Annotated in this window: 19 protein-coding genes; 9 read left to right on the forward strand and 10 right to left on the reverse strand. The window is 39.6% G+C overall.

Going from position 1 to position 22,732, the window contains the following annotated elements; translation table 11 throughout:
• Window positions 1-52 precede the first annotated feature (52 nt).
• Entirely contained in the window at window positions 53-1,396 is a 1,344-nt protein-coding gene (locus HCU67_RS09495; RefSeq protein WP_168552391.1) for an alkaline phosphatase D family protein, read from the forward strand.
• A gap of 74 nt (window positions 1,397-1,470) precedes the next feature.
• Here the strand turns inward: HCU67_RS09495 and HCU67_RS09500 are convergent, their stop codons facing one another.
• Complete coding sequence (locus HCU67_RS09500; RefSeq protein WP_168552392.1) at window positions 1,471-1,881, reverse strand: MerC domain-containing protein; 411 nt, start codon at window positions 1,879-1,881, stop codon at window positions 1,471-1,473.
• Window positions 1,882-1,983: 102 nt separating this feature from the next.
• On the opposite strand from HCU67_RS09500, the gene HCU67_RS09505 reads away from it, so the two are divergent.
• From HCU67_RS09505 to HCU67_RS09525, 5 genes are read left to right on the forward strand one after another with little or no spacing between them, the layout of a single operon-like run.
• Complete coding sequence (locus tag HCU67_RS09505) at window positions 1,984-2,610, forward strand: ABC transporter ATP-binding protein (protein ID WP_168552393.1); 627 nt, start codon at window positions 1,984-1,986, stop codon at window positions 2,608-2,610.
• Window positions 2,607-3,953 (forward strand): ABC transporter permease, encoded by a 1,347-nt coding sequence (locus HCU67_RS09510; RefSeq protein ID WP_168552394.1) that lies wholly within the window; start codon window positions 2,607-2,609, stop codon window positions 3,951-3,953. Before HCU67_RS09505 ends, HCU67_RS09510 begins: the two co-directional genes overlap by 4 nt.
• Window positions 3,946-4,383, forward strand: a complete 438-nt coding sequence (locus HCU67_RS09515; RefSeq protein ID WP_168552395.1) for a hypothetical protein — start codon at window positions 3,946-3,948, stop codon at window positions 4,381-4,383. The genes HCU67_RS09510 and HCU67_RS09515 overlap by 8 nt, the downstream gene beginning before the upstream one ends.
• 1 nt (window position 4,384) lies before the next feature.
• Window positions 4,385-4,819, forward strand: a complete 435-nt coding sequence (locus HCU67_RS09520; RefSeq protein WP_168552396.1) for a hypothetical protein — start codon at window positions 4,385-4,387, stop codon at window positions 4,817-4,819.
• 14 nt (window positions 4,820-4,833) lie between these two features.
• Window positions 4,834-5,238, forward strand: a complete 405-nt coding sequence (locus HCU67_RS09525; protein WP_168552397.1) for a Fur family transcriptional regulator — start codon at window positions 4,834-4,836, stop codon at window positions 5,236-5,238.
• A 10-nt stretch (window positions 5,239-5,248) separates the two neighbouring features.
• Here HCU67_RS09525 and HCU67_RS09530 read toward each other — a convergent pair whose 3' ends face one another.
• The 9 genes from HCU67_RS09530 to HCU67_RS09570 form a co-directional block, all read right to left on the reverse strand.
• A complete protein-coding gene (locus HCU67_RS09530) occupies window positions 5,249-5,833 on the reverse strand; it encodes a HupE/UreJ family protein (RefSeq protein WP_168552398.1) in 585 nt (194 codons plus the stop codon).
• A 164-nt stretch (window positions 5,834-5,997) separates the two neighbouring features.
• Window positions 5,998-6,504: a DUF6702 family protein gene (locus tag HCU67_RS09535; RefSeq protein WP_168552399.1), complete on the reverse strand. Its 507-nt coding sequence runs from the start codon at window positions 6,502-6,504 to the stop codon at window positions 5,998-6,000.
• 17 nt (window positions 6,505-6,521) lie between these two features.
• Entirely contained in the window at window positions 6,522-7,799 is a 1,278-nt protein-coding gene (locus tag HCU67_RS09540) for a dipeptidase (RefSeq protein ID WP_168552400.1), read from the reverse strand.
• A gap of 57 nt (window positions 7,800-7,856) precedes the next feature.
• Window positions 7,857-9,023: an acetylornithine deacetylase gene (gene argE / locus HCU67_RS09545; RefSeq protein WP_168552401.1), complete on the reverse strand. Its 1,167-nt coding sequence runs from the start codon at window positions 9,021-9,023 to the stop codon at window positions 7,857-7,859.
• A 6-nt stretch (window positions 9,024-9,029) separates the two neighbouring features.
• Complete coding sequence (locus HCU67_RS09550; RefSeq protein WP_168552402.1) at window positions 9,030-10,433, reverse strand: YfcC family protein; 1,404 nt, start codon at window positions 10,431-10,433, stop codon at window positions 9,030-9,032.
• A 102-nt stretch (window positions 10,434-10,535) separates the two neighbouring features.
• Complete coding sequence (locus tag HCU67_RS09555) at window positions 10,536-11,129, reverse strand: DinB family protein (protein ID WP_168552403.1); 594 nt, start codon at window positions 11,127-11,129, stop codon at window positions 10,536-10,538.
• 20 nt (window positions 11,130-11,149) lie between these two features.
• Complete coding sequence (locus HCU67_RS09560) at window positions 11,150-12,373, reverse strand: GTP-binding protein (protein ID WP_168552404.1); 1,224 nt, start codon at window positions 12,371-12,373, stop codon at window positions 11,150-11,152.
• A gap of 171 nt (window positions 12,374-12,544) precedes the next feature.
• The gene (gene ggt / locus HCU67_RS09565; protein ID WP_168552405.1) at window positions 12,545-14,242 is read right to left on the reverse strand and encodes a gamma-glutamyltransferase; all 1,698 of its coding nucleotides are present in this window, start codon (window positions 14,240-14,242) and stop codon (window positions 12,545-12,547) included.
• 156 nt (window positions 14,243-14,398) lie between these two features.
• Window positions 14,399-17,551 carry a VPS10 domain-containing protein gene (locus HCU67_RS09570; protein ID WP_168552406.1) on the reverse strand — a complete coding sequence of 1,051 codons (3,153 nt, stop codon included), beginning with the start codon at window positions 17,549-17,551 and terminating at the stop codon, window positions 14,399-14,401.
• 195 nt (window positions 17,552-17,746) lie between these two features.
• Here HCU67_RS09570 and HCU67_RS09575 point away from each other — a divergent pair, with 195 nt between their 5' ends.
• The 3 genes from HCU67_RS09575 (at window position 17,747) to HCU67_RS16795 (ending at window position 22,695) form a co-directional block, all read left to right on the forward strand.
• On the forward strand, window positions 17,747-20,851 hold the full coding sequence (locus HCU67_RS09575; protein WP_168552407.1) for a VPS10 domain-containing protein: 3,105 nt from the start codon (window positions 17,747-17,749) through the stop codon (window positions 20,849-20,851).
• On the forward strand, window positions 20,851-22,275 hold the full coding sequence (locus tag HCU67_RS09580; RefSeq protein WP_168552408.1) for an SH3 domain-containing C40 family peptidase: 1,425 nt from the start codon (window positions 20,851-20,853) through the stop codon (window positions 22,273-22,275). Before HCU67_RS09575 ends, HCU67_RS09580 begins: the two co-directional genes overlap by 1 nt.
• 99 nt (window positions 22,276-22,374) lie before the next feature.
• Window positions 22,375-22,695 carry a DUF6660 family protein gene (locus HCU67_RS16795; protein WP_428047030.1) on the forward strand — a complete coding sequence of 107 codons (321 nt, stop codon included), beginning with the start codon at window positions 22,375-22,377 and terminating at the stop codon, window positions 22,693-22,695.
• The last annotated feature ends 37 nt before the right edge of the window (window positions 22,696-22,732 follow it).

The raw sequence follows: 22,732 nt of genomic DNA on the forward strand, positions 1-22,732 counted from the left end.
ATTGAGGGTTACTTTACTTTTATCAATAGATACTAAATCATAAAATGCCCTAATGAAAAAGCCACTCTTAATTTTAATAGTAATACTGTTGTTAGGTTTTCCTGAGAGCTTTGCCCAAGACAAGCTCCAGTCTGGACCAATGGTGGGCTATTCAACTATGCGAGAAGTATTACTTTGGGTTCAAACCAAAGAAACCGCTGAGGTTTATTTTGAGTATTACGATAAAGAAAATACGGAACAACGCTTTCAAACTGAAAAATTAAATACAGTACACAAGCAAGGTTTTGTTGCAAAACTAATTGCTGACAAAGTGCTTCCCGGAAAAACTTATTCCTATGAATTATTTGTGGATGGAGAAAGGGTCGAGCGTGATTATCCAATGGAATTTCAATCACAAACCTTATGGCAATGGAGAACTGATCCGCCAGAAGTTGAGTTTGTAGTTGGTAGTTGTAATTATGTAAACGAAGAACGTTTTGACCGACCTGGCAAACCTTATGGAAGCGATTTTGAAATTTTTGAAGCTATACATGAAAAAAGACCTGATTTTATGCTTTGGTTGGGCGATAACACCTACTTGCGTGAGCCTGATTGGAATTCAAGAACTGGGTTCCTACACCGGTACACCCACACACGTTCCTTGCCTGAAGTTCAGCCATTATTGGCATCGACCCATCACTATGCCATTTGGGACGACCATGATTTTGGACCAAACGATTCTGATGGAAGTTTCTGGCTAAAAAAAACTGCCTCAGAAGTTTTCAAGCTTTTCTGGGGGAATCCCAATTATGACGTAATTAACGAAGGCGGAATAACAGGATCTTTCCAATGGGCTGATTTGCATTTCTTTTTGTTGGATAATCGTTATTTCAGAACTTCCAACAATAACGATGCTGTTGAGAGACAAATGTTAGGTAAAAAGCAAATTGATTGGTTGATTAATGCAATGTCATCGAGTTATGCACCTTTCAAATTTGTGTGTATTGGGGGACAAGTCTTAAGTACGGAAGCCATGCACGAAAATTATGCGACCTTTCCAATAGAGCAACGTTATCTTTTGGATAAAATTAGGGAAGCAAAAATTGAAGGTGTTATTTTTTTAGACGGAGATCGCCACCATACTGGTCTAAGTCGGATGCAAGAAAGTCGTGATGTCTATCCTATTTATGATTTGACTTGCTCCTCATTAACTGCAGGGGCTTATCCCAACAATGAGGAACTTAATCAATATCGTTTGGAAGAAACCCTATTCGGCGAACATAATTTTGGACTATTAAAGGTTACTGGTCCGCGTACCGATCGGGTATTAAAAATGACTATTCTAGATAAAGATGGTAGTGAGGTTTGGAGCAAAGATATTCGCGCAAAGGAACTTAGATACAAGAAAAGGAACTAGCTACAGATAAACCTACCTGTTATAAGAGATATATCAAACTTGCTATTGCGTCTTCAGTTTTTTAAAAGAAGCCTTTAATTTTTATCCAATTCACATTGTTCCTCACTACAATCGTGATACTTACGATTGTATAAATGAAAGATAATTAAACATACGGTAGGTATGTATATGAGTTGTTCGGGTAGTCTCATCAATTCGAATTTTTCGTTGAGAACAATTAGTGATAAAAAACCCCAACTTATCCATAAGGCGTAAGGAACCCATGTTTTCGTAGTATTGGAAGCAGACCACCAAACGGCAAAGTAGGATACCAACAAAAAAGCAATATCCAATAAGCCCCACCAAAAAGGATGAGACTCTGTACCACCAAGTAACTCAGCCTGTGCAACAAATAAAAAGGGCGTGGCTATGCAATGAATTAGACAGAGGGTACTAGCGCTAATACCTATTACGTCTGATTTTGAAGTTAGTTGAAGAATGTTCATTCTTTTTAGGTCCAATTTTTATGAAATGCAAAAGTAAATTAAAATTTCAAATGCAACTAAGTTGCATCTTTATTTCTTCTTAATTTTGTTCAAATTGTTGAAATGGTAAAAACACAAGGACTACAGTTTGCTTATAACGATAGCAGCACTTTTGATTTTCCTGATATCAGTTTAAAACCAAAAGAGCATTTACTGATTTTAGGACCTTCAGGAGTTGGTAAAACGACATTACTACATCTTCTTTCTGGAATTTTGCCGCCATCCAGTGGTCTTATAACAATTGATGATACTGAGATATCATCTTTAAGCCGAAAGGAATTGGACAGGTTTAGGGGTTCACAAATTGGTCTAATATTTCAACAATACCACTTTGTAAAATCATTGAATGTTGAAGAAAATTTGAAATTACGACAGCACTTTCCAAAGCAGTTAAAAGATACGGAACGAAGGCGGGCTATTGCACAACGGTTAGGGCTTTCAGACCATTTGCAAAAAAAAGTCGGTCAATTAAGTCAAGGACAGCAACAGCGATTGGCTATAGCAATTGGCCTTGTTCACCAGCCAAAAGTGGTTTTTGCAGATGAACCCACCTCCAACCTAGATGATAAAAACTGCGCACAGGTCTTACAGCTCTTAAAAGATGAGGCTGAACTGTGCAACAGTAGTTTGGTCATCATTACGCACGACCATAGGGTAACCGAACATTTTCCTAATCAAATTGTTTTATGAGTATTCTGTATCTGGCATTTCGAAATTTAATCTCAAAACCACTGAATTTAATACTTAGTTTATTGCTCCTTGTGCTAAGCGTTTCTTTGGTGACCTTCATTTTGCAGCTTACGGCGCAGATGAATGAGCAGATGGATAAGAATATTGCACCAATTGATATGGTAGTTGGGGCAAAGGGAAGTCCACTTCAGCTAGTCCTTTCCTCTGTTTTACATATAGATACCCCAACAGGTAATATTAAATTGGATGAGGCAGAGAAAATTATGAAACATCCATTTGTTGGTTCGGCTATACCGGTTTCTTATGGTGATAATTATAAAGGTTATCGAATCTTAGGTACGGAGCTTGAATATTTTGAGCAATATGACGCTGAGATTGCAAGTGGCAAACTTTATGAAAACACTTTTGAAATTGTAGCTGGTAGTGCAGTAGCCAATAATTTAGGACTTAAGATTGGGGATAAAATTGTCAGTTCCCATGGATTGGCGGCCACGGCTGTAGAGGCACATGAAGATAAACCTTTCACCATTGTGGGCATTTTGAAACCAACTGGAACAGTTACTGACCAATTATTGGTAAGTAATTTAGAAAGTGTATGGGCCGCACACGACCATTCCCATGAAGATGAAGGTGAAGATCACAATCATGAGGACCATGACCATGATGAGCATGACCATTCAGGTGAAGAGCATAATCATGAAGATCATGACCACGATGACCACGAACATGATGACCATGATCATGCGGCTGAAAATCACGACCATGAAGGCGAAGAACATGAGCATAACCATGCTGAAAATTTGGAGATTACCTCCCTTCTTATAAAATTTAAAAGTCCATTAGCCCTAGTGCAAATGCCCCGATTCATAAATGAAAATACAAATATGCAGGCAGCCCTACCTGGTTTCGAAATTCAAAGATTGATGGGATTATTGGGGTCTGGTGCTAAGACCATAAATGGTATTGCCTTGGCTATATTATTGGTTTCCGGTCTAAGTATTTTTATAAGCCTTTTGAAGACAATTCGGGAAAGACGACAAGAATTGGCCTTATTGCGCACCTATGGATTGGGAACTGCCAAACTTTTAACCTTGGTTTTGTTGGAAGGGGTATTTTTAGCAATTTTTGGCTTTTTATTGGGATGGTTATTTGGCCGGCTTGCCTTAGTTTTAGCCTCTAAATATGTCGAGTCAGGTTATGGGTACGTTTTGCAAATAAATGGCCCAACTTTTGCTGAACTCCTATTACTTGGAGCCACTTTGTTGATTTCTATTATAGCAGTAATTTTGGCTTCAACATCAATATTTAAGTTGAACATATCTAAGACGTTAGCTGATGCATAAAATTCTTTTCTTTTTAATCTCCATTTTTTCTTTTCAAGTTGCCCTTTCACAAGTTGAATTGACTTGGGCCGACTTTGCAGACGTAAATTTTGAAGCGCAATACAATCAAGAATATGACACCCATTTTTTAATGCCAACATTTGGGCAAAAGATTATGGGTTACCATGGCAAGGAAGTAAGCATAACAGGATACTTTTTGGACATTTCGGGTACTGGAGAAGTATTGTTATTGTCTTCCAACCCTATGGCTTCTTGTTTTTTCTGTGGGGCTGCGGGTCCGGAAAGTATTATAGAGGTAGTTTTTAATGAAATTCCTCCATTTATTACCGACCAAGTGGTTAAGGTGACCGGTACGCTTCAATTGAATGGGGATAATGTTGATAGGTGCAATTATATTTTGAAGAATGCAACGGGTAAATTGATAAATTAACATGAGAATTCTATTCTCTCTTTTTATCTTTTTTTCACTGACTGGGTTTTATGCACAAACTACAGTAACCTGGTCTGATCTGCAATATGGCATTTCTTGGAAAGAAAGTACATCAGAATTGGTTTACCCAGGTTTTTTAGAAGCGGATTTTTCCAACGAATTAACCCATTTAAAAGGCAAGGAAATTACGCTAACAGGATATTTGCTTGTTTTGGATGGTAGCCAAGAAGTTTTTATTCTTTCAAAAAGTCCAATGGCAAGTTGTTTTTTTTGTGGAAATGAAGGTCCTGAAACGATTTCCGAAATCTCGTTTGCAAAAGACTACAACTTTATGATGGACGACTTGATTACCGTCACCGGTATTCTTCGCTTAAATCGTGACGATCCAACGCGTTGTTATTATCGAATTGAAAACGCAGAGGGATTCGGCCTTTAAATAAGCAATTAATAATGAATCAGTCGGCTATTCAAAATAAACTTCAAGAATTTGGATTAAAGAGGACAAAACTTCGTATTGCCCTTTTGAACTGCCTTTTAGAAGCTGATCATGCCCTTGCATATCTTGATATTAAAGGAAAATTAGGGAATGACGTTGATAAATCAACAATATATCGGAATCTGTCTGCCTTTGAAAAAGCTGGTATAATTCACCATATTAAAGACCAAAGTGGAATTACCAAATACGCTTACGGTAAGATGAAAAGCCATCTTGAAGGGCATGCCCATTTTTTGTGCGAGCAATGCGAGACCGTTTATTGTATTGATGAAATCAAGTCCGATGAGATTGATGTTCCTAAAGGATTCAAAATGTCATCTGTGCAAACAATTATTAAAGGTACCTGCTCAAACTGTTAGAATTCGTAGGCTACCAAAAACTGTTTTCCAACATTGAAATTAATGACATTCCCGCAGCCGCTCCTGAAATAAAAAGGTTCCATTCGCGGTGTTTCACTTTTAGAAAATTCAAGAAAAGAAAGGCTACACCAACAATAAAAAGAACAATCAACAACTGACCTAATTCAATGCCTACATTGAAACCTAAAAGTGGTACAACAATATCTGAAGGGTCCATAATAAGCGCTTTAAAATAGTTTGAAAAGTCCATACCATGAATCATCCCAAAGAATAATGCCATCACATAATTCCGTTTCATTTTTAGGCCGTTGCTTTCAATTTCTTTACCAATTACATTGTGTATTGCGGTTAGGAAAATTGTGAGTGGGATAAGGAACTTAATAATGTTTGATGGAATCGAAAATAGTTCAAGTGACACCAAGACCAAGGTAACACTGTGCCCAATGGTAAAGGCGGTAACGAGAATTAGAATCTTTTTCCATTCCTCTAGGCGATAAACAGCACAAAGGGCAACCAAAAAAAGAATATGATCGTATGCCGCAATATCCGCTATATGCTCAAAACCAAGTTTCAGATAAAATTCAAACTGGTTCATGTTATGCCATATAAAAGTTAAAATAACACATTAAATTTCTTTCTTTTTCGCCATGGCTTCGTTAAAAAATGTAATCGTAGCTAAGGCTATGCTTAGATTTTTTGCCTAACCACGACAAAAAATGATTCAAATTCTGAATTAGCTAGTTTAACTGCTATAAGGCACTAATAATTTAACTGATGAACCGGTGTCTTTTTTGTGAACATAAGACTCTTTGATTTTCCCTTCGCATGTACATATACAATGTTGTTTTGATCAAAAAATAGGTCTGTAAAAACTGCATTTTTTATTTCTATCGACTTTAGAGGAGTTTTTTGTTCCAATTCAAAGTATACCCATAGCGCTGTATTTTCACCTTCACCACTTAGCTTTTTACTTTTAATTTTTAAGGAAGCTTTTTTATTATTGGCTTTTACATAAAAAAATCGATTAACGTATTGCATGAGCAATTGATTGGCATTGTTAGATTCGTTGGGTTGACAAAAAGCCAATTCCTTGCTGTAGGGGTCAAAAACAATAGCTTCATTTACATCTGTCAAAAACAACTTTAAATTAACCGTAATCAATTGTTTTTTAGGTAGATAATCGACCTCGCAGAGCGATAGTCGGAGCGGGTGTGAATAGGAAAACAACCCACACAATAACAAAACAAAAGGGAAAAATCGCACCACTATATTTGAGTCGCCGATTAAGGTTCAGCCTGAATTTCTTCCGCAGTTTTTTGAACATCCTTAAACACACGGATTAAGTTTCCACCCCAAATCTTTTCAATTTGCTCTTCAGTGTATCCGCGTCGAACTAATTCAATTGTAATGTTCATGACCTCACTGGCATCGAAAACCCCTTCAATTCCTCCACCTCCATCAAAATCACAGCCAATGCCCACATGGTCAATTCCTGCAACTTTAACGATATGGTCTATGTGGTCAACCACGTGTTCCACAGTCGCCGGTGGATTCGGAAACTTCTCGTTAAGTTCATTAAATGATTTTCGAAGTTCGGCCCGTTCTTCATCTGTCAATTCGGAGATAGGTTTTGTCATACTTGCGCGAATTGCGGCCATAGCAGAATCTCGAGCAGCATTGGGTGGAGCAGTACGTAAATAGTCAGCCAACATGGTCAGTTGAACAACGCCACCATTATCCGCCATTAATTTCAGCATTTCGTCCGTCATATTCCGTTTGTGGTCAGTTACCGAACGCGCATTGGAATGACTTGCAATGATAGGTGCTTTAGACATTTTAATAGCATCGTAGAAAACACTGTCGTTGCCATGCGAAACATCAACCATAATGCCCAATCGGTTCATTTCGCCAACTACTTTAGACCCAAATTCGCTAATTCCACCATGTTCCGTGCCGTTATCGTCTGTGGCCGAATCTGCTAAATCATTGTTCGAAGAATGCACTAGAGTAATGTAGCGCACTCCTTTGTTGTAATACTCCTCAACATTACTAAGGTCACTTCCAATTGGATACCCATTCTCAATGCCAATGTAAATAGCTCTTTTACCTGCTTTTTCAAGTTCGTAAGCATCATTAGGGTCCAAAGCAAGCCCAACGATATCTGAATTTCGTTCGGTTGATGCTATTACTGAGTCTATCATCTGTAAGCACAAAGCTTTTGCCCTTGTATTCCCATCATCATCACGAATGTCTTGAGCTACGAAGGCAGCAAAGAAAATAGCATCCAAATCACCTTCTTTCATTCTCGGGTAATCCACCTTAGAGCCCGTTTCTTTTGGATCATGGCGTTCGGCCATGTCAAAACCAGGTTCAATCATTCGTAAAGGTGTATCGGCGTGTGTATCGACGGTAAGCACCTTTTTATGTATTTCCATTGCTCGAGCGACTAGTTGTTCTTCAGTTTCTGCTTCGTCGGTATTGGATTTCGGTGCTTCTTTACATCCTATAATTACAAGGAATAAAACGAATAGGACAGATAAATTTTTTGATTGGTTTTTCATGGTATTTGAATTAGCTATTGTGTTCTTCTAAATATACAACATTAGATGTTTTGACCGCTACGAAAATTGTTCGCTTGTTAGTTCATTGATCAGTCTATTGAGCATCAATACTCCTTTGGCAAGTTGTTCTTTGGCAATGAATTCATCTGCACGATGTGCTTGGGCAATGGATCCAGGACCACATATTACCGATTGGAATCCTTCGTTTGCAAATTGACCGGCTTCTGCCGCATAGGAAACGGCATCCAATTCTTCATTCGCAGAAATACGTTTGACCAAAGCAACAACATCATCATCAGCTTTTGTATCCAAAGGAGGCACTGGAGGATGGTGCTCTACATTTTTGATTTGAAAGCCAGGAAAAGTTTTTCGCAATTCGGATTCCCTTTCACGACAATATGCCATAAACTCTTCAACAATACCATTTAAATCGTCTTTTGGTATTGTTCGTAAATCCCAATGAAATTGTGCTTTATCTGCGATTACATTAGGTGCAATCCCTCCTTTAACCAAGCCGATATGAATACTGGAATGTGGCGGTGTAAAACGTTCATCCAATCTATTGGCCGCAATCAAATCGTCCATCTTTTTTTCCAACCAAAGAATTAGTCTCGCAGCTTCATGTATGGCGCTGACTTCTTGTTTGATACGACTACTGTGCCCAGCAGAGCCATTTACAAAAGTTTCCATAATGTAAATTCCCTTTTGACCAACCGTAGGTTGCATTAGCGAAGGTTCCCCAATAATGGCATATTTGGGTGTTTCCTTGTAAAACGTATTGATGTGCTCGGCTAATTCTGGTGCGGCCAAACAACCAATTTCTTCATCGTAAGAGAATGCGAAATAAATGGGTTTTTTTAAGTCTGCCTGCACCATTTCTGGTAATGCAGCCAAACAACATGCTAAAAACCCCTTCATATCGCAAGAGCCACGACCATATAATTTTCCATCACCTTTATCGGTCAAAACAAAAGGATCGGTTGTCCATTCTTGTCCTTCAACAGGAACTACGTCCATATGTCCTGATAGAATTACACCGCCATCAACTTCAGGGCCAATTCGACAGTGTAGCGAAGCTTTGTTCCCTTCGGTATTTGGAACCAGGTTTACCTGAACATTATATGATTCAAGGTATTCTTTTATCCAATTTAGGATGCTTAGATTGCTTTCCCCACCTAATACGGGAAAAGAAACGAGTTTAGAGAGTAATTCCTCAACGTTCATATTTAGTTAACTATAATTAGTTGCTACCGCTACAATTAATGCCATAAAGGCCAAAATCAATAGTAGTAGTAATACTGGAAAAATAAATCGAATCCATCGGTCAATAGGTACACGACACATACTCAGCATGGCAATAAGTCCCCCAAGGGTTGGATTCACAAGATTTGAGAGACCATCACCAATTTGAAAGGCCAATATGGTGATTTGCCTTGTTAGACCTAAAGATTCCCCTAATGGGAGCATTACTGGTAAAGTTGCCAATGCTTGGCCACTACCAGAAGGGATAAAAAAGTTTATCACACTTTGTGAAATAGACATACAAATTGCGGACGCATACAAGGGCATACCCTCCAAAATACTGGAGAGTTGATACGATATGGTATCGCCAATATTGCCCATTTCCATCAAGACTTTAATAGTTGTTGCAAAACCTACCATAAACGCACCCGGTGCAGCTAATGCAACCGCGTTAAGTACAGTTTCACTCATAGTTGTGGCACTCATTCTAGAAGCTAAACCACATAGCAAGGCAATTATCAAGAAAACGGCAGAAAGTTCGTTGATATGCCAATTTAAGTTGAAAACCCCATACAAAATCGCCAATAAACCCAGTACGAAAATTCCGATGACCAACCAGTTTTTTGGCGTTAACGAATAGGCATCAATCGATTTTGAAAGGGTTAAATTTTTGGTATCCAATCCTTTTGCTAAGCTCTTGTCAGGATTATCGCTTATCCTCTTAAAATAACGAACATTATAGAAGGCCATGGCGCACAAACCTAGAAAACACAAAATACTGCGCAGCCAAGCCCCTGAAAACATTTGCAATTCAGCTAATTTGTGGCCTGTTCCAACTGTGTACGGATTAATAGGGGAGAGCCCAAACCCAATGGTCATGGCACCAACAGATATACCTGCAGCGAGAATTAAATCACCACCTAGAGCGAGAGATAGAACTGCCGCTATTGGTACCATTGCAATGTTGTTTTCATAACCAACAGCGACTCCCAATAGCCCATAGATAAAGGTCATTAGTACGATGATTAAATTTTTACGCTCTAATCCAAGATTTTTAATCAAGGTTCCAACAGCATTTTCTACGGCTTTTGATTTTTCCATAAAACCAAACATGATGCCACCGGCCAGAACAATGAATATAATTTCTACAGCAGCTTTAAAACCCAATGGTATGGCTTTGAACATGTCTAAAATTCCAATGGGTGTACTCGGGATAATTTCGTAAGAATTTGGAACAACGGTATTACGGCCATTCACCAAAACCCTTTCATAAGCGCCCGCCGGAAGTATATAGGTTAGAATGGAAACCAAAACTATAATGTTGAATAGCATGGTTATGGCGTGAGGGATTCGATTAAGAAAAGGTAGATTTTTTGCTTTTGATTTTTCCATTAATAATTTGATACATCGACCAGTGATGGACGCAATGATACGCTAATTTGTGAAATATCAATATTAATCGATTAACCAAATTCTATTTTATCAACTCAGTAATTACCAACCATAGTAGCCTTTTGGGGTTACTCCTTTCAATCGCAAATAGACAACACATTGTCCCCGATGGTGAATGATGTGATTTTCCATCGCGTAGAACAGACGCCAAACCGGTATAGTTTCCCCAGCAAATTCGCAATCAGCGTTCAATTTTTCTTCAGGTAATTCCGAAATTGATTTTCGTACATGGTTGTACATGTTCTTCAATTCTTTGATGATGTCCTTTTTAGGCATTTGAACTGGAAGCTTTACGTTTTCGTATGGATTTTTAATTTCAGCCCTTCCAGCCAATTGGCCACAAGTATAGATTACACAATGCCGCCATTGTTCCGAAAAGGTCATTGCCTCTTCTGTGTATTTAAATGTAAAATACGCTTCAGGCATTTGTTCAACATTGGTCAGGGTCATTTTTTCGGATTGGTACCAGGCTGCTAAAAGCTCTTCACGAAGTTGGTCAATTGCTCTTTCAGTTTTGCTAAAATTTGATTTCTCTTGTCCGGAAACTTCTTCAGTATTCTCGTTAGTCAACCTGCAGCCAATAGCGGATAGGAGACCTAATCCAGTTAGGTTTTTTAAAAAGTGTGTTCTTTTCATTTAGATAAAACTTCTAAAGTTTATTCCATGGCATATGCTCGCTCTACGGGCCATTCATCAAGGTAGCCGTTTTTCCAAACTGCCGATTCAATTTCATTATCGGTCGCCAGACAAGCATCTAGATGTTTTCGAATGGTCAATTCATCCATGTCCTGTCCTATAAAAACAATTTCATTTTTACGGTCACCAAAGGTGGAATCCCAATCTTTTTCTATATGCTCTTGATTTTCTAAAAAGGATAGAAATTGCGCCCTTTTTTGAAAAGGCATACTTGACCACCAAACTCCAGCGCTGTCTGCACGTAATGAACCTCCGGCTTGCCCCCAGATTAAGGCCTGTTCCGGTCGAGAAGTGAGCCAAAATAGTCCTTTGCTACGGATTATTGTTGAGGGAAATTTCTGTTGGACATATTCCCAAAAGCGCTCGGCATCAAAGGGTTTTTTACTTCTGTAGACAAAAGAACTAATTCCATATTCTTCAGTTTCAGGGGTGTGTTCATCTTTTTTCAATTCTTCAATCCAACCAGCACTTTGTTCAGCTTCCTCATAATCGAACAATCCTGTATTAAGTATTCGTTTTGGATTTACCTTGCTGAATTCAGATTCCACTATTTGGGCCGTGGGATTCAGTTTTTCAATAATAGCCCGTAACATTTTTAGTGAGTCTTTTGAAACCAAATCGGTCTTGTTTAAAACTATGACATTTGCAAATTCAATTTGGTCCGTTAGTAGATTGACAATGGTCCGATAATCTCCTTCCATATCTGTTAAATCTCGGTCCATAAGGGTTTCAGGACTACCAAAATCCTTAGAGAAATTAAAGGCATCTACTACAGTAACCATGGTATCTACATAGCTAAATCGGGATAAGTCGATATTATTTTCTTCATCAACAAATGAAAATGTTTGAGCCACAGGAACCGGCTCACTTATCCCTGTACTTTCAATTAGCAAGTAATCGAACCTATTTTCTTTTGCCAATCGCTCAACTTCTATCATTAAATCTTCGCGTAGTGTGCAACAAATACAACCATTGCTCATTTCGACCAATTTTTCTTCTGTGCGAGAAAGCGTATTTTCACTTTGAACTAAGGCAGCATCAACATTCACTTCACTCATGTCGTTTACAATAACCGCTACTTTAAGGCCTTCTTTGTTGTGAAGTACGTGGTTCAATAAGGTTGTTTTTCCTGCACCAAGAAAACCACTCAAAACGGTCACGGGCAACTTTTTCTCTAATTCCATTTTTGCTCGATTTTAACTGTTGATTAAAAGAATCAATTCTCAATCAAAAATAGAATAAATCAAATAAATGCAACTTAGTTGCATTTGTGAAATTTTCAACGAAAATTTTCCAGTTTACTTTAGATATGGAAAGGATTTGTCTTTCAGAGAGTATAAGTATACTCGCAAAGATTAAAAACCAGCAGCCTGCCCGTCTTTGCGACTTTCCGAAGCCCCGTGATAGACCTTGTTTTCAGCATCCCATAAAATGGCTTGATAACCGCCATAAATACCACGAGCAGTTCCCATGCGATGACCTTTATCCATTAGTCCTCGAATTGTGGAGTAGGGGATTCCTGATTCTGTTCTGATAAGCCCTGTATCTTCAGTAAGTCTACCCATAGGACTAGCTCCGCCAGTATGATCCCATCTGGGAGCGTCACCTGCTTCTTGGATATTCATGCCGAAGTCTATTAGGTTCATTACTATTTGGGTATGGCCCATCGGTTGAAAATCGCCCCCCATTACGCCAAAACTCATAAATGGCTTTCCATCTTTGGTAATAAAGGCTGGAATAATCGTATGAAAGGGTCGTTTACCCGGTTCGAATGTATTTGCTTGTCCAGGTTTTAAACTAAACAGTTCTCCTCGGTCTTGTAGCATGAAGCCTAATTTTGGAGGTGCCATACCTGAGCCCATACCACGATAATTGCTTTGAATCAATGATATCATGGTACCCTCCTTATCAGCCACGGTCATATAAATCGTTTCCCCAGCAGATATCTGACCTGCATTATACATTCCTGCTTTTTCACCAATCATTGCCCTTCTTTCTTTGGCATAGGAATCGGATAGTAGTTCTTCTACAGGCACATCAAAGAAGTCCAAGTCAGCATAGTATTTTGCCCGATCCTCAAAAGCCAATTTTTTAGCTTCTGTAAACAAATGAAGGTGTTCAGCGCTTCCAAATTCGATTTTTGAGAAATCATAGCCTTTTAAAATCTGAAGCATTTGAAGTGCTGCAATACCTTGTCCGTTAGGTGGTAATTCCCATACATCATAACCTCGGTAATTTATGGATACAGGTTCCACCCATTCTGACTTATGGGCCGCAAAATCCTTCGCAGATAAAAAGCCCCCTTGTTCCTTGATGAACTTTCCAACGATTTTGGCAATATCCCCTTTGTAAAAGGCGTCGCGACCTCCTTCGGCAATTTTTCTATAGGTATTTGCGAGATAAGGGTTTTTATAAATTTCCCCCTCATTTGGAAGTTTGCCCCCGTTCTGGGTCTTGTAGGTGTCTTCTACATTAGGAAATCCTTTTGATTCAAAGAAGGGCACCGTTCGCTGTATATACCAAGCAATCAATTCGGTTAGGGGGAAACCTTTTTCAGCATAATCGATAGCAGGGCCTAAAATCTCTGTCATAGGCCTTGAACCAAATTTTCCATGCAATTCAAACCATCCATCAACTGCTCCCGGAACGCTTACTGGAAGCGGACCGTGTGATGGAATTTTAGTCATTCCTTCTTTCTTAAAATAATCTAAGCTTAGGCTTTGAGGTGAGCGACCACTGGCATTTAGCCCATAAAGCTTTTTTGTTCTACCATCCCACACAATGGCGAACAAATCACCACCTATTCCACAGCCTGTTGGTTCCATAAGTCCTAGGGCAGCATTAGCAGCAATTGCAGCATCAATGGCGTTACCACCACTTTTAAGCATGTCCAAACCAATCTGGGTGGCTAATGGATGACTGGTAGCCACCATTCCGTTCTGACCTAATACAACTGATCGGGTAGCAAAAGTTTCACCTGTGATTCGGTCTTGGGCGACAATAAATTGGATTAAAAAAAGAAAACTAAAAATAGTTGATATTGAGGTTTTCATTGCTTGGATTAAAGTTCTTTAAAGTTAGTATGCACGACTAGTTCAACACCTCTTACTGCCCCGTATTTTCTGGTATGGAAGAAAATATTTCCTCTATAAAATGGGATAAGGAATGGGTAAACTAATAAGGTATCTATAGTCTGTTGATTTTAGAGTTTATTCTTCCCCGATTGAAATCATATCCATTCCGTTTTCAGATACTTTTCCATTGATTTTTGAAACGTAGTTGTTCATTAATTGTTTTAAGGCGTCAACTTCTACATCGAGTTCTTTGGTGACTTCTACAAAAAATTCCTTGGCTTGATCTGTAGGAGGATAGTCTCCGCGTTGTGAATCCACCATTAAAAAAGCCAACCTGTTGTTAATTCGAATACCATAGTTCAAGGGGTCTTGTCGACTTTGATTTTTGGTCATGTGGATATTGTTTTCAATAACATCCAACTTGTTTTCGAACTCAGCAATCATATCCTTCATTTCTTTCTTCAAAGTCTTTTTACCCTTCAGGTAGTCCAAATCCTTTTTTACCGTTCTTATGTCAATAATTGCAGTATTGGCCCTACTTACTTCATCACGCACATCCATCAAAAAGTCAAATTGTTTTTGGTAATCTTCTTGCGAATTGGGCAGACGAGGATCCTTTACTATGGTCAGAATTTCCTCTGAAGTTTGCCCATTGTAGTTCATACGCACTTTATATTCACCTGGTACAGCTTTAGGTCCTCGATTGGGCGAAGAGTAAAACACCATTCCTTTAAATTCTTTAAAACCTGGGTAACGCATATTCCAAATCAATCGATTTCCTCCTGAATTGACTTTCAGGGGTTTGTCGGCACTTGGATTAAGTTTATTGGCCTTTGCATTATTTGAGAAGCGTTGAATAAGAGAACCATCCATTTCTAAAATCTCGATGGATATGGTATCAGAATCTTTCACATCCTTTACGTAGTAATTGATAATTGCACCATTTGGATGATTTTCACCCACCAATTTGGTATTGACTCGACCCCAGCCGCCTCCTTGCTGCATGCGGTAGGCCTTATCAGGAGCAAAAAGATAAAAATTCGAACTGGCCATTTCTTGGGATAATTGATGCAAGGGCGTAAGGTCATCAATCATCCAGAAACTACGACCATGTGTTGCTGCAATCAAATCATTATCACGCACATGAAGGTCACGTATTGCCGTAATTGGCAAATTCAATTGAAATGGTGACCAACTTGCGCCATCATCAAATGAAACATACATGCCCCATTCTGTTCCAGCGTAAAGTAAACCTTCCCTTGTTTTATCAGACCGTATGGCTCTCGTATAATGATTACCTTTAATTCCCTTGGTTATCAACGTCCAAGTTTTTCCATAATCCGTGGTTTTGTAGAGATAAGGGGTATAATCACCAAACTTGTATGAAGTAGCCGCTACATAAGCCGTTCCATTTTTAAACGGGCTCGGGTCAATACAGTTGATCATGTTCAATTTTGGACTCATTCCCGCCGGAGGTGTAATATTTTCCCAATTTTGGCCATTGTCCCTTGAAACATGTACAAGCCCATCATCGCTACCAACCCAAATAACCCCTTTTTCTGTCGGTGATTCGTTTATCACAAAAATGTTGGAATAAAACTCTGCACCCGTGTTATCTTGGGTAATTGGTCCGCCAGAAGACTTAATCGTTTCGGGCAAACCTCTTGTAAGATCCGGAGAAATCGTTTTCCAAGATTGCCCACCATTTGTTGTAGCGTGCAGAAAATTGGAGCCTGCATATAAGGTATTATCATCATGAATACTGAACTTTACAGGAAAATTCCAGTTAAACCTGTATTTCATTACTTCGGCTCCAGAACCTGCAGGATTATCCGGCCATACATTGACAGAACGTGTTTGACCTGTAACATGGTCTTTTCGCATCATATAGCCTTTATAGGTACCACCATAAACTATATCATTGTTTTGTGGATCTGGTGCCAAATGGGCGCTTTCCCCACCGGCAGATGGTTCCCAATCGCGCTCTGTAATACTAGAACTTGCATTGCGATGTGCAATTCGTATTGAAGAATTATCTTGTTGTGCTCCGTAAATCCGATAGGGAAAATGATTGTCTGTGGTTACGCGATAGAACTGAGAAGTCGGTTGGTTGTGATAAGTTGTCCAGTTTTCACCACCATCATTTGATACTTGAGCACCACCATCGTCAGCGATGACCATACGATTGTTATTATTGGGGTCAATCCATAAATCATGATGATCTCCATGGGGGGCATTCTTTAATTTGAATGTTTTACCACCATCTGTGGAAACGCCATAACTAACATTCATCACGTACACCTTTTCCTTGTTTTGGGTATCGGCGTAAATTCTACAATAATACCATGCACGCTGTAATAGGGCACGGTCTTGATTTACCCTGTTCCAAGTCTTACCAGCATCATCAGAGCGATACACACCACCTTCATCAGCCTCAATAATGGCCCAAACCCGGTTTGAATCAACTGGAGAAACGGTAACTCCAACAATACCCCATGGCCCTTCTGGAAGTCCACTATGCATTGAAATATCGCTCCAGGTGTCACCACCATCGGTACTTTTGTACATTTTACTATCAGGCCCACCACTATCCATTCGATAACCATTACGCTTCATTTGCCAAGTTGCAGCATACATGATACGTGGGTTATTGGGGTCTAAAACGAGGTCTCCCGCACCCGCTTTATCACTTTCATATAGAATTTTTTCCCAAGAAGCACCTCCATCTTTTGTGCGAAAGACACCTCTTGTGGTATTTGGTTTCCATAGGTTTCCGATAGCGGCGACGTAAACCAGGTTGGGGTTCGTTGGATGAATTCGAATTCGCGAAATATGTTCGGAACCCTCAAGGCCAATAAATTCCCAAGTTTCGCCTGCATCCATACTCTTCCAGAGCCCATTTCCTGAAGAAACATTACCTCTTAAAGTCTGTTCACCTTCACCAACATAAATTATGTTTGGGTCGGAATCCGAAACCGCAACTACTCCAATGGATCCCCCAAAATACCCATCTGAGATACAACTCCAAGTATTACCTGCGTCTTCGGTCTTCCAAACACCACCACCAGCAGTTCCCATATAATACAAATTCGGATTTCCGAGTACCCCTGTAGCGGTACCGGCACGACCTCCGCGAAAAGGACCAACAAGGCGCCATTCCATTGAATTGTATAAATTTTCAGAATAGTTTTCTGTTAATGCGGTTTTACTTTTCTTGCGTTGGGCATTTAATTCTCCAGTCGAGAACACAAAAAGAAATAATAGCGGAAGTATGTAAAGAGCTTTCATAAAGTGTGGTTGTATAGTTGTTTTAAAAATAAGGATTTCTCGTATCATTAGGTTCAAAAACCCGGGCCTTTTCTTATGTTTTGATTTAAGTTTATCCCAAACCCGATCTTTAAAAAATTCCCTTCTGTTATTAGTGAATTTTGGTTAATTTGTGTGTTACCTTGTACGAATAGCTAATAACCAATCATCACTATTATGAAATCATCCAAACTGCACTTGCTCTTGTGGGCGCTATTATCTGTAAATCTTTCCATTTCCCAAAACAGCGACAACGCCGAAGCACTCAAATCTATGGAGTGGCGTGCCATAGGTCCGGCCAACATGGGAGGCCGAGTTACCGACATTGACGGTATACCTGGAGACCCAAGTACTTTTTATGTTTCAGGAGCTGATGGCGGTATTTTCAAGACCACAAATGGGGGAGTAAATTTTAAACCCATATTCGAAGGCCAACGGGCATATTCCATAGGTGCTTTGACAATAGCTCCTTCGGACCATAATGTGTTGTGGGTAGGAACAGGTGAAGGTGATCCCAGAAATAGTGTCGGCTATGGCTGGGGCGTTTACCGATCTGTGGATGCGGGCAAGAATTGGACGCATTTAGGCCTAAAGAAAACGGAACGTATAAAAAGAATAGTTGTTGATCCGAATGACCCAGATGTAGCTTGTGTTTGTGCTTTAGGAAAAGAATGGGGGGCAAATCCTGAAAGGGGTGTTTTTAAAACAACTGATGGTGGTAAATCTTGGGATAAAATACTTTACATAGACGAGGATACCGGATGTTCAGATATAACAATGGATATGAGCAATCCGCGTATTATCTATGCAGGGATGTGGACATTTCGGAGGAAACCTTGGCGATTTGATGATGGCGGTAGAGAAACTGCGATATATCGTACCATGGATGGAGGGGAATCGTGGGAAAAAATCATGAACGGATTGCCTAAGACCCCGATGGCACGACCTGGAATCCATATTGCACAAAGCGAACCGAACGTCATCTATTTGATGACCGAATTTCAGGGGGGAGGTACTGCATTTCGTTCCGAAGATAGAGGAGATAACTGGGTCATGGTCAATGACGATCCTAATATCAACTTTAGGCCCTTTTATTATAGTGATGTTCGAGTAGACCCGAATAATCCGGATATTCTCTTTTCGATTTCAGGTCGCTTGAGTCGTTCTGTTGACGGTGGAAATAATTGGGAAACCATAGCAAGAACCGTACATGGGGACCATCAAGCACTTTGGATAGATCCGACAAATTCGAATTATATCTTAAATGGAAGCGATGGCGGTTATCAGATATCGCATGACGGTGGTGATAGTTGGGAGATTATTAATAATGTTGAGCTTTCGCAGTTCTATCAGATTTTTATTGATAACAAAGACCCCTACAATATCTATGGTGGTCTTCAGGATAATGGCACCTGGGTTGGCCCTAGCAACTCGTTGTATTCTGCAGGTATATTAAAGCGGCATTGGAAAGGCTTGGCTTATGGCGATGGGTATTTTGCTGTTCCCATTCCTGGGAGTGAACATGAGGTTTATGCGAATTTGCAAGGCGGTGTCATATTTCATGTAGATTCTAGACACGGTAATGTGCGTAATATCCATCCTTATCCTAAAATTATTGGGTCTGCAGGTGATGCTATTGAAGACCACAAATACCGCTTTAATTGGGATTCGCCCATTACCATATCTCCCCATGACCCCAATACTGTTTATTTTGGTGGAAATGTGGTTTTCAAGTCTACCGACCGAGGTAATTCTTGGGAAGAAATCAGTCCAGATTTAACCACCAACGACAAATCAAAACAACGCACTTCTGGTGGTGAAATATACCAAGACAATACGGCTGCTGAGTTTCATTGTTCCATACTTTACATTGATGAATCTCCTGTAGAAAAAGGAGTTATCTGGGTTGGAACCGATGATGGCAACGTACAACTCACTCGCGATGGGGGTGCTACATGGACCAAACTTAATGATAGAATCAAAGGATTACCAGCATTTGCCTGGGTTGCCAAAATCCATGCTTCTGAACATGATGCGGGCACTGCTTTTGTTACCGTGGACCAACATAGAATGGACGATTTTAGGCCTTATATTTTTATGACGACGGATTATGGAAAGACGTGGGCGAAAATCACAAATGGACTTCCGCAAGATGATTATGTGAAAGTAACGCGGCAAGATCCAATCAATCCTAATGTGCTTTACGCAGGTATGGAGCATGGAATTTTTGCTAGCTGGGACAAAGGAAACTCGTGGACCAAAATCAATAATAATTTGCCCAATGTTTCGGTACGCGATTTAAGAGTCCAGGCCAGAGACAGAGATTTAATTGTAGGAACACATGGTAGGGGAGCATGGGTTTTGGATGATATTCGTCCTATTCAAGAGATTGGTGAGGCCAAGGGAAAATCCACGCATTTGTTTCCAGTGAGAAGAGCCACACAATGGCATATGTTCTGGCGAGTTGAAAACCTTGGTGACCGTCACTACAAGGCCAAAAACCCTGATTATGGCGCAAATATCAATTTTTATTTAGCTGAAGGGAATGGAAAAACCGCGGAAGTGGAAATTCTTGATACCTCAGGTAAACTAATTAGAACCTTAAAAGATACTACCTTAACATCAGGAGTTAATCGTATTGTTTGGGATTTAGGGCATGATGCTGCCACCAAGATGAAAGGTGGTTCAAGCGGAGGGTTCTTTTCAGGTCAAATGCACCCTTTGGTTGCTCCGGGTTCGTACACAGCTCGATTAAAAGTCAATGGAGAGGTTTTAGAAACACCGATAGAAGTTCGTGCCGACCCCAGAATTGAAATAAATGCAGCAGATTATGGGGCAAAAACTGAGCTATTGTTGGAGTTAAGGGAATTGTTGTCCCAAACCAATGTAATGATTAACAACACCAATACCTACAAAGCACAGTTAACCAATTTAAAAGAAAAATTAGCTTCAAATCAAAACCTTGATGAGGCAATCTCAGGCGTTATTGATGGCGCAATGAAAAAAATCTCGGACTTACAGGACGATATTTTAAAAAGGCCACCACCTTCAATGACCTACAGACAGCGACCTCGATTGCGCGAAGAAATTCGTTCGGTTATGAGAGCAGTAAATGGCGCATGGGCCAAGCCTACTCAGCCACAACTTTCAAGGTTACAACAGTTAAGGGGTGAAGTAGCAGAGGCACAGAGGTCCTTAAATCAAATTATTGACTCGGACATTAAAAGTATCAATGAGAAAACAAAAAATATTCCGCAAATCACAATTGGTGAAAAAAAATAATGCAATTGGTAGTTAATAAGCGAAATCTAATTTGGTCGTATTTACTTGTGCTGACCCCTGTTTGTATGGGCATTTTCGGATGCAAGCAAGGAGTTGAAGAAGCCACTAAAATTGAAGTTGAACTATACACGACTTCAGACTTGGATTATCCTGAAGATCCTATCAAAATAACAAATGGGGTAACAGAAAATTACCTCCAAAACTTTTTTCTCCCATGGAACTTAAGTCCAGAGCAAGTAGTGGATTCTTTGGATTCATTCCCTGGAAAGAATTTGTCCTATCTACAAAACTATTTGGAAGATGATGAATGGTATGGTGAAAATAAAAAACCACACAAAAGGGTATTGCGAGAGGAAATTGTAGAAAATGTTGAGCTTGGCACTTTCCCAAATTTTCAAAAAAAAGGAATCGTAATTGCCCATACCAATCTTAGGCGAATTCCATCAAATAGGCCCGGCTTTGATACCTATTCCAAAGCAGGGGAGGGTTTTCCATTTGATTATTTTCAAGAAACCAATCTATGGGCAAATACCCCTTTGCAATTACTTCACTTAACCAATGACAAACAGTGGTGCTATGCAGTAAGCCCATACTACAAAGGTTGGGTGGCCTTGCACGATTTGGCAATCGTGACTGATGATTTTATTTCAGCCTGGAAAACAGGGCATTATGCCATGCCTAAATCAGATGCAGTCAATCTCTCCGACCCATCCTCAAATTATGCTATCAATGCAAAAATGGGAATGGTATTGCCTTATGAAAATAGCACTAAAGGAGAACAAATTTTGGCATTTTATACAAATGCAGATGAAAATCAGAATGCGGTTATTTTAAAGGCAGCTATTGATAAAGATAAAGTTGCCCTAGCTGATTTTCGGTTCGAAAAAGACAAGCTAAAGATTTTGGTTTCTAACTTAATAGGTAGGCCCTATGGATGGGGAGGGAATCTAGAGAATCGGGACTGCTCTTCAATGATTCGAGATTTAATGGCTACCTATCAAGTTTGGTTGCCACGAGATTCGAAGGACCAAATTGATATCGGGCAGCAATTTGAACTTACCGGTAGTCTCGAAGAAAAAATGCAGCTAATTAAAGCAAAAGCAATTCCGTTTCAGACCATACTTCGAAAAAAAGGACATAATATGCTTTATGTTGGGGAGAATGAAAGAGGTGAGCCCCTTATATTTCATGCTATTTGGGGATTAAAAACTACATACTCCAATAAAAAGTTAGCTACTTATCTTGTTGATTATCCATTGGAAGGCATTCATCATGATGAAGATGGAGCACTCAAGGGGCGACATATTTTGGGAGAATCGGTTATCACCTCAGTGCTCGCTGGCTCAGGTAATGAAGGTGTAACCAGACCTTTATTGGATGAGATTTATACAATGACTAATATTTTAGAGAACTTAAAACCTTAATTCATTTTATAACTCTATTCAGTTGGGCCGGGCTATGGTTTTAAAACCATCATAGTTTTTTGCAATAAGGTTGCAATCCAATTCCTATATCTTTGTCGGGTGAAGTTTTTAGCGGTCATACTATCCTTTTATATTTTGGCATTGAATTTCTTGCCATGTGCTGACAATGACCCGATCAATGATTCAGATTGTACAGAAGTACATTTGGATTTCGACCATGGGCAAGACCATGAAGACTGTGAACTTTGCTCACCTTTCTGCCATTGCAATTGCTGCCACTCCAATGCGGTAGACTTTGAAAGGATATCGGTATTAAAAACTCTTGAAGAAAAAATATTCAATCGGGTATTCACTTATTGTGAAGGTTACGGCATCAACTTTTCGCCATCTCTTCTTCAACCTCCCAAGAAAACTGTCTGACCCCAAGCGATAAAATCATCGCCCCCAAAATTATTAA

This window comes from Croceivirga thetidis, from assembly GCF_012272815.1.
Taxonomy (GTDB): Bacteria; Bacteroidota; Bacteroidia; order Flavobacteriales; family Flavobacteriaceae; genus Croceivirga; species Croceivirga thetidis.

Bases quoted from the DNA above. Each gene is read 5' to 3' on its own strand.
- HCU67_RS09575 (WP_168552407.1), top strand. From the start codon at position 17,747: ATGAAATCATCCAAACTGCACTTGCTCTTGTGGGCGCTATTATCTGTA.
- HCU67_RS09510 (WP_168552394.1), top strand. From the start codon at position 2,607: ATGAGTATTCTGTATCTGGCATTTCGAAATTTAATCTCAAAACCACTG.
- HCU67_RS09540 (WP_168552400.1), bottom strand. From the start codon at position 7,799: ATGAAAAACCAATCAAAAAATTTATCTGTCCTATTCGTTTTATTCCTT.
- HCU67_RS09525 (WP_168552397.1), top strand. From the start codon at position 4,834: ATGAATCAGTCGGCTATTCAAAATAAACTTCAAGAATTTGGATTAAAG.
- HCU67_RS09570 (WP_168552406.1), bottom strand. From the start codon at position 17,551: ATGAAAGCTCTTTACATACTTCCGCTATTATTTCTTTTTGTGTTCTCG.
- HCU67_RS09500 (WP_168552392.1), bottom strand. From the start codon at position 1,881: ATGAACATTCTTCAACTAACTTCAAAATCAGACGTAATAGGTATTAGC.
- HCU67_RS09495 (WP_168552391.1), top strand. From the start codon at position 53: ATGAAAAAGCCACTCTTAATTTTAATAGTAATACTGTTGTTAGGTTTT.
- HCU67_RS09520 (WP_168552396.1), top strand. From the start codon at position 4,385: ATGAGAATTCTATTCTCTCTTTTTATCTTTTTTTCACTGACTGGGTTT.
- HCU67_RS09555 (WP_168552403.1), bottom strand. From the start codon at position 11,129: ATGAAAAGAACACACTTTTTAAAAAACCTAACTGGATTAGGTCTCCTA.
- HCU67_RS09560 (WP_168552404.1), bottom strand. From the start codon at position 12,373: ATGGAATTAGAGAAAAAGTTGCCCGTGACCGTTTTGAGTGGTTTTCTT.
- ggt (WP_168552405.1), bottom strand. From the start codon at position 14,242: ATGAAAACCTCAATATCAACTATTTTTAGTTTTCTTTTTTTAATCCAA.
- HCU67_RS09530 (WP_168552398.1), bottom strand. From the start codon at position 5,833: ATGAACCAGTTTGAATTTTATCTGAAACTTGGTTTTGAGCATATAGCG.
- HCU67_RS09515 (WP_168552395.1), top strand. From the start codon at position 3,946: ATGCATAAAATTCTTTTCTTTTTAATCTCCATTTTTTCTTTTCAAGTT.
- HCU67_RS09505 (WP_168552393.1), top strand. From the start codon at position 1,984: ATGGTAAAAACACAAGGACTACAGTTTGCTTATAACGATAGCAGCACT.
- argE (WP_168552401.1), bottom strand. From the start codon at position 9,023: ATGAACGTTGAGGAATTACTCTCTAAACTCGTTTCTTTTCCCGTATTA.
- HCU67_RS09580 (WP_168552408.1), top strand. From the start codon at position 20,851: ATGCAATTGGTAGTTAATAAGCGAAATCTAATTTGGTCGTATTTACTT.
- HCU67_RS09550 (WP_168552402.1), bottom strand. From the start codon at position 10,433: ATGGAAAAATCAAAAGCAAAAAATCTACCTTTTCTTAATCGAATCCCT.